The 14,089-nt window shown below is 74.4% G+C and carries 14 protein-coding genes; 11 read left to right on the top strand and 3 right to left on the bottom strand.

The genetic code is table 11. The features are described 5' to 3' along the window. The first annotated feature begins 121 nt into the window (after positions 1 to 121). The 4 genes from OCU29_RS09285 (at position 122) to OCU29_RS09270 (ending at position 2,915) form a co-directional block, all read left to right on the top strand. Positions 122 to 328, top strand: a complete 207-nt coding sequence (locus tag OCU29_RS09285) for a helix-turn-helix domain-containing protein (protein WP_179614463.1) — start codon at positions 122 to 124, stop codon at positions 326 to 328. Positions 329 to 464: 136 nt separating this feature from the next. Then, on the top strand, positions 465 to 566 hold the full coding sequence (locus OCU29_RS09280) for a 30S ribosomal protein bS22 (RefSeq protein ID WP_008356322.1): 102 nt from the start codon (positions 465 to 467) through the stop codon (positions 564 to 566). Between the two features lie 89 nt (positions 567 to 655). Then, positions 656 to 1,750, top strand: a complete 1,095-nt coding sequence (locus OCU29_RS09275; protein ID WP_179614462.1) for an NAD-dependent epimerase/dehydratase family protein — start codon at positions 656 to 658, stop codon at positions 1,748 to 1,750. Continuing rightward, the gene (locus OCU29_RS09270; RefSeq protein WP_261819681.1) at positions 1,743 to 2,915 is read left to right on the top strand and encodes a lysophospholipid acyltransferase family protein; all 1,173 of its coding nucleotides are present in this window, start codon (positions 1,743 to 1,745) and stop codon (positions 2,913 to 2,915) included. The genes OCU29_RS09275 and OCU29_RS09270 overlap by 8 nt, the downstream gene beginning before the upstream one ends. 90 nt (positions 2,916 to 3,005) lie before the next feature. Here the strand turns inward: OCU29_RS09270 and OCU29_RS09265 are convergent, their stop codons facing one another. From OCU29_RS09265 to OCU29_RS09255, 3 genes are all read right to left on the bottom strand, one after another. Next, a complete protein-coding gene (locus OCU29_RS09265) occupies positions 3,006 to 4,226 on the bottom strand; it encodes a DUF5667 domain-containing protein (protein WP_261819680.1) in 1,221 nt (406 codons plus the stop codon). A 124-nt stretch (positions 4,227 to 4,350) separates the two neighbouring features. Continuing rightward, positions 4,351 to 5,172 (bottom strand): sigma-70 family RNA polymerase sigma factor, encoded by an 822-nt coding sequence (locus OCU29_RS09260; RefSeq protein WP_246305112.1) that lies wholly within the window; start codon positions 5,170 to 5,172, stop codon positions 4,351 to 4,353. 173 nt (positions 5,173 to 5,345) lie between these two features. Next, entirely contained in the window at positions 5,346 to 6,230 is an 885-nt protein-coding gene (locus tag OCU29_RS09255; RefSeq protein ID WP_179614459.1) for an HAD family phosphatase, read from the bottom strand. 70 nt (positions 6,231 to 6,300) lie between these two features. On the opposite strand from OCU29_RS09255, the gene OCU29_RS09250 reads away from it, so the two are divergent. From OCU29_RS09250 to hemB, 7 genes are all read left to right on the top strand, one after another. Then, positions 6,301 to 7,941, top strand: a complete 1,641-nt coding sequence (locus OCU29_RS09250) for a class I adenylate-forming enzyme family protein (RefSeq protein WP_261819679.1) — start codon at positions 6,301 to 6,303, stop codon at positions 7,939 to 7,941. Then, positions 7,938 to 8,186 carry a glutaredoxin family protein gene (locus OCU29_RS09245; RefSeq protein ID WP_261819678.1) on the top strand — a complete coding sequence of 83 codons (249 nt, stop codon included), beginning with the start codon at positions 7,938 to 7,940 and terminating at the stop codon, positions 8,184 to 8,186. Before OCU29_RS09250 ends, OCU29_RS09245 begins: the two co-directional genes overlap by 4 nt. A 186-nt stretch (positions 8,187 to 8,372) precedes the next feature. Beyond that, positions 8,373 to 9,080 carry a redox-sensing transcriptional repressor Rex gene (locus tag OCU29_RS09240; protein ID WP_370463665.1) on the top strand — a complete coding sequence of 236 codons (708 nt, stop codon included), beginning with the start codon at positions 8,373 to 8,375 and terminating at the stop codon, positions 9,078 to 9,080. Then, on the top strand, positions 9,077 to 10,375 hold the full coding sequence (locus OCU29_RS09235; RefSeq protein ID WP_179614455.1) for a glutamyl-tRNA reductase: 1,299 nt from the start codon (positions 9,077 to 9,079) through the stop codon (positions 10,373 to 10,375). The genes OCU29_RS09240 and OCU29_RS09235 overlap by 4 nt, the downstream gene beginning before the upstream one ends. Continuing rightward, positions 10,372 to 11,361, top strand: coding sequence for a hydroxymethylbilane synthase (gene hemC, locus OCU29_RS09230; protein ID WP_261819677.1), 990 nt, complete (start codon positions 10,372 to 10,374; stop codon positions 11,359 to 11,361). Before OCU29_RS09235 ends, hemC begins: the two co-directional genes overlap by 4 nt. After that, entirely contained in the window at positions 11,358 to 13,019 is a 1,662-nt protein-coding gene (locus OCU29_RS09225) for a uroporphyrinogen-III synthase (protein WP_179614454.1), read from the top strand. Before hemC ends, OCU29_RS09225 begins: the two co-directional genes overlap by 4 nt. A gap of 19 nt (positions 13,020 to 13,038) precedes the next feature. Next, the gene (gene hemB, locus OCU29_RS09220; protein WP_261819676.1) at positions 13,039 to 14,046 is read left to right on the top strand and encodes a porphobilinogen synthase; all 1,008 of its coding nucleotides are present in this window, start codon (positions 13,039 to 13,041) and stop codon (positions 14,044 to 14,046) included. Positions 14,047 to 14,089: the final 43 nt, after the last annotated feature.

The raw sequence follows: 14,089 nt of genomic DNA, 5'->3' as shown, positions 1-14,089 counted from the left end.
GTCACTTCAGGTTTCCTCTTCCCCACGAGTCACTCCAGGCCCTATTCTCACCACTGCGTGGCCGTGGAGTCGCCGGCGGGGAAGCCGGCGGACGTGCCGCCCAGGAAGTCGGTGCAAGCTCATGGTGACCAGCTCCTCCGGAGACATCTCCGAGGCCAAGTTCCTGACCGTTGCCGAGGTGGCCGCGATGATGCGGGTCTCGAAGATGACGGTCTACCGCCTCGTGCACAACGGAGAGCTGCCCGCCGTCCGGGTCGGCCGCTCGTTCCGCGTGCGCGAGGAGGACGCGAACGAGTACATCCGCAAGTCCTTCTACGACGCCGGCTGAGCCACCGCACGCGCCCCGCGCCCGCTCCGCGGGCCGCCGGGGAGGACGCGATTCTCCGAGCCCGGCACCGGCCCAGTAGGCTGTCGGCGTCCTTCGCGCCTCTGCGCGGGACCACCAGCTGGGAAAGGAACAACCTGTGGGTTCGGTCATCAAGAAGCGGCGCAAGCGCATGGCCAAGAAGAAGCACCGCAAGCTGCTGAAGAAGACGCGCGTCCAGCGTCGCAAGCTCGGCAAGTAGTCGCGGGCCACCGCGCGGGCCACGGGTCCGCGCCGGTGGCGCACCACCTCCTACGTCGTCGGTAGTTCTCGAGGGAATCGGGCGCGAGCATGGGCAAGGTCGTCCTGGTCACCGGGGTCTCACGTGACCTCGGGCGCCGTTTCGCGCGCTCCCTCGCCGCCGACCCCGCCGTCTCGCGGGTGATCGGCGTCGACGTCGTGCCGCCCCGCGGCGACATCGGCGAGGTCTCCTTCGTGCGGGCCGACATCCGCACCCCGGTGATCGCCAAGGTGATCGCCAAGGAGGACGTCGACACCGTCGTCCACATGAGCGTCATCGCCACCCCCGGCAGCGCCGGGGGTCGGGGCACGATGAAGGAGCTCAACGTCATCGGGACGATGCAGCTGCTGGCGGCCTGCCAGCGCGCGCCCGGCGTGCGCGACCTCGTCGTGAAGTCGACGACCACCGTCTACGGCGCCAGCTCGCGCGACCCCGCGATGTTCACCGAGGAGATGGAGCCGCGCCGCGCCCCGCGCGCCGGCTACGCCAAGGACGTCGCCGAGGTCGAGGCCTACGTGCGCGGCTTCGCACGTCGCCGCGGCGACGTGCGGGTCACCCTGCTGCGCTGCGCCAACGTGGTGGGTCCCCACGTCGAGAGCCCGCTGACCTCCTACCTGCGCCTGCCGGTGGTGCCCACGGTCGCCGGCTACGACCCGCGGCTGCAGCTGCTGCACGAGGACGACCTCTTCGCCGTCCTCCAGCACGCCGTGACCCACGAGGTCGCCGGCACCTTCAACGTCGCCGGCGACGGGGTGCTGATGCTCTCGCAGGCCCTGCGCCGCCTGCGCCGCCCGACCCTGGCGCTGCCCGGCTTCGCCGTCGGCTCGCTCGGCTCGGCCCTGCGCTCGGCCCGGGTCGCCGACTTCTCGCCCGAGCAGGTCGCCTTCCTGACCTACGGCCGCGGCGTCGACACCACCCGGATGCGCAGCGAGCTGGGCTTCCACCCCGCCCGCTCCACCGCCGAGGCGCTCACCGACTTCGGCGCGACGCTGCCGCGCACCGGCGGGCGGGCCGAGCGGCTGCTCGACGGGCTGGCCTCGGCCTTCCCCGACCCCGGCGCGGCCGACGCGAGCCGGGTCGAGCCCCTGCAGGCGATCGACGGCGACGACGTACGACGAGCACCGGGAGGCCAGCACCATGGGTGACGCCGAGATCATCCCCATCGGCACCCGCGGCCGTCCCGGGCGCGGCACGGGCAAGCAGCCGTCGTCGGCGGCCCGCGGCCTGGCCGGCCCCGGCGCCCGCCCCGCGAAGCCCGGGGCGGCGCCCGAGCAGCCCCCCGAGGTGCCGACGGCGGCCGAGGAGCCCCAGGGCCGCGACGACCGGTCCGAGCAGCAGCCCGTGGAGCCGGCGGCGGCCGAGCAGGTCACGCCGCCCCGACCGGCGACCACCACCGAGGAGCGCCACCCCTCGGCGGGCATCCCCGTCGGCGACTGGCTCTCGGCCTTCCAGCACGCCGCCCGCGAGCTCTTCGGCGAGGAGTGGGAGGGCCAGCTGGCCCGGTTCCTGGCGTTCCTGCGCCGTCGGGTGACCGGCGACTACGTGGTCGACGAGTACGGCTTCGACGCCGAGGTCACCCAGCGCTTCTTCATGGCCGCCCTGCGCCCGATCGCGCAGAAGTGGTTCCGCATCGAGGTCCGCGGCATCGAGAACATCCCGGCCGAGGGCGGCGCCCTGGTGGTCTCGAACCACTCCGGCACGGTGCCGCTCGACGGCCTGATGACGATGGTGTCCATCCACGACCACGCCGACCGGTTCCTGCGTCCGCTGGGTGCCGACCTGGTCTTCCGGCTGCCGCTGGTCAACGCGCTGGCCCGCAAGGGCGGCGCCACCCTGGCCTGCTCGGAGGACGCCGAGCGGATGCTGCGCGGGGGCGAGCTCGTGGGCGTGTGGCCCGAGGGCTTCAAGGGCATCGGCAAGCCGTACGCCGAGCGGTACAAGCTGCAGCGCTTCGGGCGCGGCGGCTTCGTCTCGGCCGCGCTGCGCACCGGGGTGCCGATCGTGCCGCTGTCGGTCGTGGGTGCCGAGGAGATCTACCCGCTGGTCGGCAACGTGCCCTCGCTGGCGCGGCTGCTGGGGGTGCCCTACATCCCCATCACCCCGCTCTTCCCGCTGCTGGGGCCGCTGGGCCTGGTGCCGCTGCCCTCGAAGTGGCTGCTGGAGTTCGGCGAGCCGGTGCGCACCGACGAGTTCGAGGACGGCGCCGCCGACGACCCGATGCTGGTCTTCAACGTCACCGACCAGGTGCGCGAGACGATCCAGCAGACGCTCTACTCGCTGCTGCGCCAGCGCGAGTCCGTCTTCCGCTGAGCCGGGGTCCCGGAAGTCCCGGAGGTCCCGGGCTCCCCGGGAACCGGAGCAGGCCCCGGAGCAGGCCTCGGGGGTGCCCCGGGGGACCGGTCAGGGCAGGAGCGGGTCGGTGATGCCCTCGACGAGGCCGTTGACCCCGTCGACGATGTCCTCGACCGGGCCGCTGAGCGCACCCGACCCGCCGTTGCCGCCGGCGCCGCCCGTGGGCGTCCCGGTGCCGGGCACGTTGTCGGTGATCGGGCCCAGCGGGCCCTGGTTGGAACCGGTGGTGCCGCCCTGCTGGGAGCCGTTGCCGGCGCCCGGCGCGGGGCTCGGGGGCGGCGTCGGCAGGGCGACGGTGCCCGGGGTGCTGGTCGAGGGGGCGCTGCCGGAGCCGTTGGCGCCGTTGGCGCCCTTGCCGGGCTGGCGCCCGCCCTTGCCCGGGTCGCGCTGCGAGCCGGCCGCCTCGGGGGCGGGGGTGGGCGTCACCAGGTCGCCCAGCAGCGCCTCGGCGGCGTTGACCAGGAAGGCCGGCACCTGGCCGATGGTGGTGCCGGGGCAGGTGGGGCACAGCTGCTGGGTCGTCTGGTCGATCTCGGCGAGCAGGGTGCCGGCCGTGACCAGCACCTCCTGGGCGGTGGCCGGCAGGACCGCGGAGAGGTCCTCGAGGGCGCCCATGCTCTCGACGGTGAACTGCTGCAGCTCCACGATCGAGGTCTCGTCGCCGGTCTCGGCGTAGTCGCCGATCAGCACCTGGCTGGCCTCGGAGGTCTGGTCGGTGAAGGCGATCAGGGTGTTCTCGATGGCGACGAGGTCCTGGCCCTGCTCGTCGCGCGAGAGGGCGTCGACCTCGGCCAGGCGACCGGCCGCGTGGGAGAGCAGGCTCTCGCCGCGACGCTCGTCGCTGGTGCTGACGCCGGTCGAGATGTTCTCCATCGCCCGCTTGAGCGGGTAGAGGACGTCGCCGGGCAGCGCCGACTGGGAGGCGACCGCCATGGTGCTCGAGGCGCCCACGATGGCCAGGCCGCCGACGGCGGCGGCCAGGCGCCGGTCGCGGCGGGTGCGCTGGGGGGCCACGGTCAGGCGGGCCGCGGTCGCCGGGGACGCGGCGGTCGCCGGTCGCAGCTCGGTGGCGGCGGCGGTCATCAGCCGCTCGCGCAGGTCGGCCACGAACTCGGGGCGGGCCTGGGGCTGCGGGCTGGTGCGCAGTGCGCCCACGACGTCGAGCAGGGCGTCGAACCGCGCGTCATCGACCGGTCGACCCGCAGCGCGGGCCTCGACCAGTGCGTCGAACTCCTCGGCGCGTCGTCGCGCCGCGAACACGGGGCTCATCGGTGGCGTCCTTCTCCGGAGTCGGGGTGGGTCGGCGAGTCGCCGTGGTGACGTCTCGACACCACGCTCAACGACCGGTCGCGACGGTTGGTTACGGGCTGTGACGCAGGCGTCACCGGGCTCGTCACCGCAACCCCTCCGGCATCAGCTTGGCCAGGTTGCGCACCCCGCGCAGCTGCAGCTGCTTGATGGCGCCGTCGCTGCGACCCAGGACCGCGGCGGTCTCGGCGATGCTCATGCCCTGGAGGAAGCGCATCACCAGGCAGTCGCGCTGCTCGTCGGGCAGCTCGGTCAGCGCCTGGAGCAGGATCTCGTTGGTCAGCCCGGCCAGCACGAGGGCCTCGGGGCCCTCGGTGGCGTCGTCGTGCTGGCCCATGTCCTCGGTGGTCATCTCGAGGCGGGTGCGCCCGGCCTTGAAGTGGTCGGTGGCCAGGTTGCGGGCGATGGTCATCAGCCAGGCGCCGAAGTCCTTGCCCTGCCAGCGGAACCCCTGCATCGAGCGCAGCGCCCGGAAGAAGGTCTCGGAGGTGAGGTCCTCGGCCAGCGTCGCCGAGCGGGTGCGGTGGAAGAGGAAGCGGTAGACCGAGCCCTGGTAGTGGTCGTAGAGCAGCCCGAAGGCGTCGACGTCGCCCTGGCGGGCGAGCTCGACCAGCGCGATCAGCCGCGTGCGGTCGTCGGCGGACTCCTCCGAGGACGTGGCGAGGGCGCTGTCGTCGTAGCCGCCCGGCGGGGGCACCCCGGTGCCCGGGTCGGCCTCGATGTGCAGGCTGTCGTCGGCCACGGTCTGCAGCAGCAGGTCAACCAGCCGCGCCGGGGGAGCCCCGGGCAGGGCCGCGGCGGCCAGGGCCGGTGTCGGGGCGAGGGGCGAGAGGGCGTCGTCGAGGGCGCGGAGCACGAGGCGTCGCAGGGCGTCGAAGCCGTGCGTCACGTCGGCGTGCGGCGCCATCAGGTGTTCCCTCCCATGCACGCTCTCTCCCAGAGCGACTCCGAGGGTACGACGGATCGGGGTCGCTGGGAACCGAAACAGTCGTATACCGAAAAAGTTTCTCCCGATGCGGGAGGCGCGCGCCGCCGGCCGGTCCAGACCAGCGGCGGGGGTGGAGGAGGCAGGCCGCCCGGTCAGTGGCGACGCGAGCGCAGCGCCACCCCGGCCGCCACGGTGCCGCTGACCGCACCGGCCGCGGCGCCCAGCACCAGCCCGGCCCGGGCCGCCTTGCGCCCGGTGCGGTAGTCGCGGATCCGCCAGCCCGCCTCGCGCGCGTGGGCGCGCAGCCGCGCGTCGGGGTTGATGGCGCACGGGTCGCCCACCATGCTCAGCATCGGCAGGTCGTTGAAGGAGTCGGAGTAGGCCGAGCACGCGGCGAGGTCGAGCTGCTCGCGCTCGGCCAGCGCGCGCACCGCCTCCGCCTTGGCCGGGCCGTGCAGCATGTCGCCGACCAGCCGGCCGGTGTAGACGCCGTCGTGGTGCTCGGCGACCGTGCCCATCGCCCCGGTCAGCCCGAGCCGGCGGGCGATCACCTGGGCGATCTCGATGGGGGCCGCGGTCACCAGCCACACCCGCTGGCCCTGGTCGAGGTGGAGCTGGGCCTGCGCGCGCGTGCCGGGCCAGATCCGGTGCGCCATGGCCTCGTCGAAGATCTCCTCGGTGAGCTCCTGCAGCTCGGCGACGGTGTGGCCGGCGATGAAGCCGAGCGCGGAGTTGCGGGCGTCGGCGACGTGCTCGGGGTCCTCGACCCCCACGACGCGGAAGTAGGCCTGCTTCCAGGCGGCGCCCGCGATCTCGCGCGTGGTGAAGAACTTGCGCCGGTGCAGGCCGCGGGCGAGGTGGAAGATGCTCGCGCCCTGCATGATCGTGTTGTCGACGTCGAAGAACGCCGCCGAGGTGGGGTCGCTGGGGGTCACCAGCGCCGACTCGACCTCCGCCGCGGCGGCCGCGGCCTCGCCCGCCAGCGTGGAGCGTTGCTGGAGGTTCGGCAGGGTCCGGCGCTCGGCGGGCGGGGTCACGCCGCCACCCTAGGAGAATGTGGCCGCCGCTCCCAGGGCCCGCGCCGTCGCGATGTGGGAGCATCGCCGGATGGACCAGGGCACCACGCAGGGGCGTCCCGTCGACGACGAGCACGCCGCCCCTCCACCGGGGGACCTCAGCGACCTCGTCGTCGTCGCGGCGGCCGAGTCGCCCGACAAGCTGGCGCTGGTCGAGGCCGACGGGCGCAGCGTGACCTGGGCCGGCCTCGAGGACGAGGTGGCGCGGCTGGCCCACGGCTTCTCCGAGGTGGGCGTGGTCGCCGGCTACCGCGTGGTGCTGGCGCTGGAGAACACCATCGAGTTCGTCACGACCTACCTGGCGGTCCTGCGCGTGCACGCGGTCGCGGTGCCGGTGAACCCCCGCTCGACCGTCGACGAGCTGACCCGGGTGCTGGCCGACTCCGGCAGCCGGCTCGTGGTCGCGGGCCCCGCCGCCCTCGACGTCGTACGCCGCGCGGTCGCCGGGCTGGCGTCCGCCGACCTGCCCGCCGACCTGCGGGCGCGCGCCGCCGACCCGCGGGTGGTCGTGGCGGGTGCCGACCCCGAGCCGGGGGAGTGGGCCCACGCGGCCCTGCGCGAGGACCCGGCCCCGGTGCCGGTGCCCCGGGTGCGCGACCCCGAGCGGCTCGCGGTGCTGCTCTACACCTCCGGCACCTCGGGGCACCCCCGGGCCGCGATGCTCAGCCACCGGGCCCTGCTGGCCGACATCGACCAGCTGGGGGCCGTCGAGCCGCCGATGATGCACGGAGACGACGTCGTGCTGGGGGTGCTGCCCCTCTTCCACGTCTACGGGCTCAACGCCGTGCTGGGCAGCGTCCTGCGCCACCGCGCCAAGCTGGTGCTGGTGCGTGGGTACGACCCCCAGACGATCCTCGACGTCGTCGACGACGAGGCCTGCAGCGTGCTGCCCCTGGCTCCGCCGGTCTTCCGGCACTGGCGCGACGACGACTCCCTCGCCGAGCGGCTCGGCCCGGTGCGGCTGGTCCTCTCGGGCTCGGCGCCGCTCGACCCCGCGTCGGTCGCGCTGTTCACTGCCGCCACCGGGCTGGCGGTGCACCAGGGCTACGGGCTCACCGAGGCGGCGCCCGTGGTGACCAGCACCCTGTGCTCGCTGCCCGACGCCCCGGTCCCGGGCTCGGTGGGCCGGGCGCTGCCCGGCGTCGAGGTGCGCCTGGTCGACGAGGCCGGGCGCCCCAGCGAGCCCGGTGACCCCGGTGAGGTCCAGGTGCGCGGCGAGAACCTGTTCAGCGGCTACTGGCCCGACGGCGCCGACGGGCCCGACGCCGAGGGCTGGTTCGCGACCGGCGACGTCGGGCTGCTCGACCCGCACGGAGAGCTGTTCCTCGTCGACCGGCTCGCGGAGCTGGTCATCGTCTCGGGCTTCAACGTCTACCCCACCGAGGTCGAGGAGGTCGTCCGGGAGGTCGAGGGGGTGCGCGAGGCCGCGGTCATCGGCGTCGAGGACGCCGCGACGGGCGAGGCGGTGGTGGCCTACGTCGTCGCCCCCGGCGCCGAGCCCGGGGCGGTCGTCGCCGCGGTGCGCGAGCGCTGCGAGGAGCGGCTGGCGCGCTTCAAGGTGCCCAGCCGCGTCGAGGTCGTCGACTCGCTGCCGGTCACGGTGACCGGCAAGGTCCGCAAGGGCTCGCTGCGGGCCGAGGAGCGGCGCCGCCACCTGGAGCTGCTCGGATGAGCGCCCCGCAGCCGCGGGTGCGCCTGCTGACCCGACCGGGGTGCCACCTGTGCGACGAGGCCCGGGCCGTGGTGGAGGCGGTCTGCGCCGAGCTCGGCGAGGGCTACGACGAGCTGTCGATCGACGGCGACGCCGAGCTGACCCGCCGCTACGGCGAGGAGATCCCGGTGACCTTCGTCGACGGTCGTCAGCACGACTACTGGCGCGTGGACCCCGCGCGGCTGCGTCGCGCGCTGGGTGCCTGATCCGACCCGTCGCAGCGCCGGGGCGCCCCGGTGGGCGTGGGGGTTCTCACATGTGCTAGCCCACCCTCCGGACGCTCGCCCGCTCGGTTTGTTCTCGCGTTCACAAACTCCTACAGTGGCGAGGTCGCTCGGACGATCAGGGGCTCCTCGGTCCCCGTCCCGCGGCTGGGCATGGAGAGCACTGAAGTGACCGAACGGACCCCTTCCGAGGCGTCGCGGGACATCCCCGAGGCGACCGTCGCGCGGCTGCCGGTCTACCTGCGAGCCCTCACCGGGCTCTCCGAGGCAGGGACCGCCACCTGCTCCAGCGAGGACCTCGCGACCGCGGCCGGGGTCAACAGCGCCAAGCTGCGCAAGGACCTGTCCTACCTGGGCAGCTACGGCACCCGCGGGGTCGGCTACGACGTCGAGTACCTGCTCTACCAGATCGCCCGCGAGATCGGCGTGACCCAGGACTGGCCCGTGGTCATCGTCGGCATCGGCAACCTCGGTCACGCCCTGGCCAGCTTCTCCGGCTTCCGCAGCCGCGGCTTCCGGGTCGTCGCGCTGCTCGACGCCGACCCGCGCCGCCACTCCGAGGTCGTGGCCGGCGTCGACGTGCGCCCCTTCTCCGACCTCGAGGCGATCGTGCACGAGCACGGCGTCGCCATCGGCGTCATCTCCACCCCCGCGCCCGCCGCCCAGGACGTCGCCGACCACATGGTCGCCGCCGGCATCCGCAGCATCCTCAACTTCGCCCCGACCGTGCTCGCCGTCCCCGACGGGGTCGACGTGCGCAAGGTCGACCTGTCCATCGAGCTGCAGATCCTCGCCTACCACGAGCAGCGCAAGGCCCTGGGTGCCGCGGGCGTCGCCCGCGGCGCCGGTGGCGAGCTGGAAGGAAGGCCCGCATGAGCGTCCTGGTCGTGGGCATCTCCCACAACTCCGCCCCCGTCTCGCTGCTCGAGCGGGTGGCCGGCACCGACGACGACAGCGTCGCCAAGCTGGTCGCCGCCGCCTCGGCGGCCGCGCACGTCTCCGAGGCCGCGGTCATCTCGACCTGCAACCGCCTCGAGGTCTACGCCGACGTCGACCGCTTCCACGGCTCGGTCGAGGAGCTCTCGACGCTGCTGGTCGACCGGGCCGGCGAGAGCACCGAGACGATGCTGCCGCACCTCTACGTCCACTACGACGACGGCGCGGTCTCCCACCTCTTCCAGGTCGCGGCCGGGCTCGACTCGATGGCCGTCGGCGAGGGCCAGATCCTCGGCCAGACCCGCGAGGCGCTGCGGCTGGGCCAGGAGCTCGGCACCGTCGGCCCCGCGCTCAACAGCCTCTTCCAGCAGGCCCTGCGGGTGGGCAAGCGCTCGCGCGCCGAGACCGACATCGACCGGGCCGCGCCCTCGCTGATCACCTCCGCGCTGCGCCGCGCCAGCGACAGCCTCGGCGACGTCGCCGGGCGGCGGGTCGCCGTCCTCGGCGCCGGCTCGATGGCCGGCCTCGCGACCGCGACGATGGCCCGCCACGGCGCCGCCGACATCGTGGTGCTCAACCGCACCGCCGAGCGCGCCGACCGGCTGGCCCGCGAGTACGGCGCCCGCACCGCCCCCGTCTCCGACCTCGGCGCGGCCGTGGCCGAGGCCGACCTGCTGGTCACCTGCACCGGCGCCACCGGCGTCCAGGTCGGGGTCGACCTGCTGGAGCAGGCGCTCCAGGGAGGTCGCCGGCTCACCGTCATCGACCTCGCGCTGCCCCACGACGTCGACCCGGCCGCGGCCGAGCTCGACGGCCTGAGCCTGATCAACCTCGCCAGCCTCGCCAGCGAGGTCGACGACACCGAGGCCGGCACCGAGGTGCGGGCGGTGCGCGACATCGTCACCGAGGAGGTCGCGGCGTTCCTCACCGCGCGCCGCCAGGCCAGCGTGACCCCCACCGTCGTCGCGCTCCGCTCGATGGCCACCGGCGTCGTCGACGCCGAGATGTCGCGCCTCGAGAGCCGCCTGCCCGAGCTCGACCCCGCCGCGCGCGCCGAGGTGCTGCACACCGTGCGGCGGGTGGCCGACAAGCTGCTGCACGAGCCCACGGTCCGGGTGCGCGAGCTGGCCAACGAGACCGGCGCGGTCTCCTACGCCGCCGCGCTGGCCGAGCTCTTCGCCCTCGACCCCGAGGCGGTCTCCGCCGTGACCCGACCGGGAGGGCTGTCGTCGTGACCACCGACCACCCCACCCAGCAGCCGCCGGTGCGGGTCGGCACCCGCCGCTCGCTGCTCGCGACCACCCAGTCGGGCCACGTCGCCGCGATGATCCGCGAGCGGCTGGGCCGCGAGACCGTGCTGGTCGAGGTGACCACCGACGGCGACCGCAGCCAGGCCGCGGGCACGCCGCTGGTCGGCGCGTCGTCCACCGGCGTCTTCGTCAGCGCCCTGCGCGACGCGCTGCTGCGCGGCGACGTCGACGTGGCCGTGCACTCGCTCAAGGACGTGCCCACCTACCCCGCGGAGGGCATCGTGCTCGCGGCGGTGCCGCAGCGCGAGGACCCCCGCGACGCCGTGGTCGCCCGCGACGGGCTGACCATCGGCGAGCTGCCCGTCGGCTCGGTCGTCGGCACCGGCTCGCCGCGCCGCGCCGCCCAGCTGCACGCCCTCGGGCTCGGTTTGGAGGTGCGTGGCGTTCGTGGGAACGTCGACACCCGGATCGGCAAGGTCCGCAGCGGCGACTACGACGCCGTCGTGCTGGCTCGGGCCGGCCTGTCCCGCATCGATCGGCTCGCGGAGGTCACCGAGGTGCTCGACCCCCTCCAGGTGCTGCCCGCCCCCGGGCAGGGCGCGCTGGCGGTCGAGTGCCGCGCCGACGACGAGCTGGTCGAGGCGCTGCGGGCGCTCGACGACGCGCCCACCCGCGCGGCGGTCGACGCCGAGCGTGCGGTGCTGTCGACGCTCGAGGGCGGCTGCTCGGCCCCGATCGGGGCGCTGGCGGAGGTCGTCGAGGGTGAGGACGGCGAAGAGCTGTGGGTGAGGGCCGTGGCGCTCTCGCCCGACGGGACGCTCTCGGTGCGGATGTCCGCGACCGGGACGCCCTCCGACGCCGTGGGCGTCGGGACCCGGTTGGGAGCAGAGATGCTCGCCGACGGGGCAGGACAGCTGGGCCAGCCAGGTCCAGCAGCCACCACTGAAGCAGACAAGGTGCGAGACGCATGACGCGAGGCAAGACCACGACCGACCCGACCGAGCGGACCCGCGGCTGGGTGTCGTTCGTCGGCAGCGGCCCCGGCGACCCCGACCTGATGACCCTGCGCGCGGTCGAGCTGCTGCGCCAGGCCGAGGTGGTCGTCACCGAGTCACCCGAGCACGCGGAGCTGGTCTCCCGGCTGCTGGGCCTGCCCGCCCCCGACGCGGAGGCGCCCGAGCAGGACGCCGGCCCCGAGGTCGTCGACGGCGGCTTCGGCGAGGACGGCCAGCCGCTGACCCACGCCGCGCGCGCCAAGGTGGTGGTCAAGCACGCCAAGAAGGGCCGGCGCGTGGTCCGGCTGATGACTGGCGACCCCTTCCTCTACGCCTCCGGCCCCGAGGAGGCGCAGGCCTGCGCCAAGGCCGGCATCGGCTTCGAGATCGTCCCCGGCGTCTCCTCGGTCTCGGCGGTCCCGGCCTACGCCGGCATCCCGCTGACCACCAAGGACCACCGCGAGGTCGCGGTCGTGACCTGCGACGGCAGCGTCGACTGGAGCCAGTACGCCGACGACCGCACCCTGGTGCTGCTCTCCGGCGTCGGCCAGGTCGCCGACATCGCCAAGGCGCTGGTCTCGGCCGGCCGCTCGCCCTCGACCCCGGTCGCGATGACCCGGGTGGGCACCACCACCGAGCAGTCCACCCTCACCTCGACGCTGGCCGACGTGGGCGCCGACGCCCGCGCCGCCCGGATGTCGCCGCCGGCGGTCATCGTCATCGGCAAGGTCGTCGACCTGCGCGAGACCCTGTCGTGGTTCGAGACCAAGCCGCTCTTCGGCTGGCGGGTCCTGGTGCCGCGCACCAAGGACCAGGCCGGTCCGCTGACCACCCGCCTGCGCGGCTACGGCGCCGTGCCCGAGGAGGTCCCCACGATCTCCGTCGAGCCGCCCCGCAACCCCCAGCAGATGGACAAGGCCGTGCGCGGCCTGGTCGAGGGCCGCTACGAGTGGATCGCCTTCACCTCGGTCAACGCCGTCAAGGCGGTGCGCGAGAAGTTCGAGGAGTACGGCCTCGACGCGCGTGCGTTCTCGGGCCTGAAGATCGCCGCCGTCGGCGACAAGACCGCCGGCGCCATCGCCGACTGGGGCCTGCGCGCCGACCTGGTGCCCTCGGGCGAGCAGTCCGCGGCCGGCCTGCTGGCCGACTGGCCCGAGTACGACGACGTGCTCGACCCGATCAACCGGGTCTTCCTGCCCCGCGCCGACATCGCCACCGAGAACCTCGTCGCCGGCCTGGTCGACCTGGGCTGGGAGTGCGACGACGTCACCGCCTACCGCACCGTGCGGGCCACCCCGCCGCCGGCGCCCACGCGGGACGCCATCAAGTCGGGCAAGTTCGACGCGGTCGTCTTCACCTCCTCCTCCACGGTGCGCAACCTGGTCGGGATCGCGGGCAAGCCGCACCCCTCCACCGTCATCGCGGTGATCGGTCCGGCCACGGCCAAGACCGCCGAGGAGCACGGGCTGCGCGTCGACGTGCTCTCGCCCAAGCCCGACGTCGAGGTGCTCACCGACGCGCTCGCCGACTTCGGCGCCGCCCGCCGGCTGGCGCTGGTCGAGGAGGGCCAGCCGGTCACCAAGCCGTCGGAGCGCAAGCCCGCGGCCCGGCGTCGCGCGACCTCGCGGTCCTGAGCGGGGCGGGGCAGCCACGGTGAGCAACGAGCCGGTCGAGCCCGCGGCGCTGCGCGGACCCGTGGTGCGCCCGCGGCGCCTGCGCACCACCCCGGCGCTGCGCCGGATGGTGGCGGAGACCCAGGTGGCCCCGCGCCAGCTGGTGCTGCCGCTGTTCGTGCGCGAGGGCATCAGCGAGCCGCAGCCGATCTCCTCGATGCCCGGCGTCGTGCAGCACACCCGCTCCAGCCTGCTGGCCGCGGTCGCCGAGGCGGCCGAGCTCGGGCTGGGCGGGGTGATGCTCTTCGGCATCCCCGAGACCCGCGACGCCACCGGCTCCGGCGGCGTCGACCCCGCGGGCATCCTCAACCTCGCCATCACCGACGTCGTCGGCGAGGTCGGCGACGCGCTGACGGTGATGAGCGACCTGTGCCTCGACGAGTTCACCGACCACGGGCACTGCGGCCTGCTCACCCCCGACGGGCGCGTCGACAACGACCGCACGCTCGCGGCGTACGCCGAGATGGCGCGGGCGCAGGCGCACGCCGGGGTCGACATGGTCGGGCCCAGCGGGATGATGGACGGCCAGGTCGCGGTGGTGCGCGAGGCGCTCGACGCCGCCGAGCACACCGACGTCTCGATCCTGGCCTACTCCGCGAAGTACGCCTCGGCGTTCTACGGCCCCTTCCGCGAGGCCGTCGACTCGTGCCTCGAGGGCGACCGTCGCACCTACCAGCAGGACCCCGCCAACGCGGTCGAGGGCGTGCGTGAGGCGCTCCTCGACGTCGCCGAGGGCGCCGACCTGGTGATGGTCAAGCCGGCCCTGGCCTACCTCGACGTGCTGCGCCGGGTGCGCGACGCCGTCGACGTGCCGGTGGCCGCGTACAACATCTCCGGCGAGTACGCCATGGTCGAGGCCGCGGCCGCCAACGGCTGGATCGACCGCGAGCCGGCGATCCTCGAGACGCTCGGCTCGATCCACCGCGCCGGCGCCGACGTGATCCTGACCTACTGGGCGGCCGAGGCCGCCCGCCTGCTGCGCGCCTGAGCGCCACGTGCGAGGAGCCCCGACCGGTGACCGGTCGGGGCTC

Source organism: Nocardioides sp. OK12, assembly GCF_024341885.1.
GTDB lineage: Bacteria > Actinomycetota > Actinomycetes > Propionibacteriales > Nocardioidaceae > Nocardioides > Nocardioides marinisabuli.
This window is presented reverse-complemented; position numbering and strand designations above follow the sequence as displayed.

Excerpts from the sequence above, each read along its gene's own strand:
- OCU29_RS09285 (WP_179614463.1), top strand. The coding sequence starts at position 122 with ATGGTGACCAGCTCCTCCGGAGACATCTCCGAGGCCAAGTTCCTGACC.
- OCU29_RS09275 (WP_179614462.1), top strand. The coding sequence starts at position 656 with ATGGGCAAGGTCGTCCTGGTCACCGGGGTCTCACGTGACCTCGGGCGC.
- OCU29_RS09270 (WP_261819681.1), top strand. The coding sequence starts at position 1,743 with ATGGGTGACGCCGAGATCATCCCCATCGGCACCCGCGGCCGTCCCGGG.
- OCU29_RS09265 (WP_261819680.1), bottom strand. The coding sequence starts at position 4,226 with ATGAGCCCCGTGTTCGCGGCGCGACGACGCGCCGAGGAGTTCGACGCA.
- OCU29_RS09260 (WP_246305112.1), bottom strand. The coding sequence starts at position 5,172 with ATGGCGCCGCACGCCGACGTGACGCACGGCTTCGACGCCCTGCGACGC.
- OCU29_RS09250 (WP_261819679.1), top strand. The coding sequence starts at position 6,301 with ATGGACCAGGGCACCACGCAGGGGCGTCCCGTCGACGACGAGCACGCC.
- OCU29_RS09245 (WP_261819678.1), top strand. The coding sequence starts at position 7,938 with ATGAGCGCCCCGCAGCCGCGGGTGCGCCTGCTGACCCGACCGGGGTGC.
- OCU29_RS09235 (WP_179614455.1), top strand. The coding sequence starts at position 9,077 with ATGAGCGTCCTGGTCGTGGGCATCTCCCACAACTCCGCCCCCGTCTCG.
- OCU29_RS09225 (WP_179614454.1), top strand. The coding sequence starts at position 11,358 with ATGACGCGAGGCAAGACCACGACCGACCCGACCGAGCGGACCCGCGGC.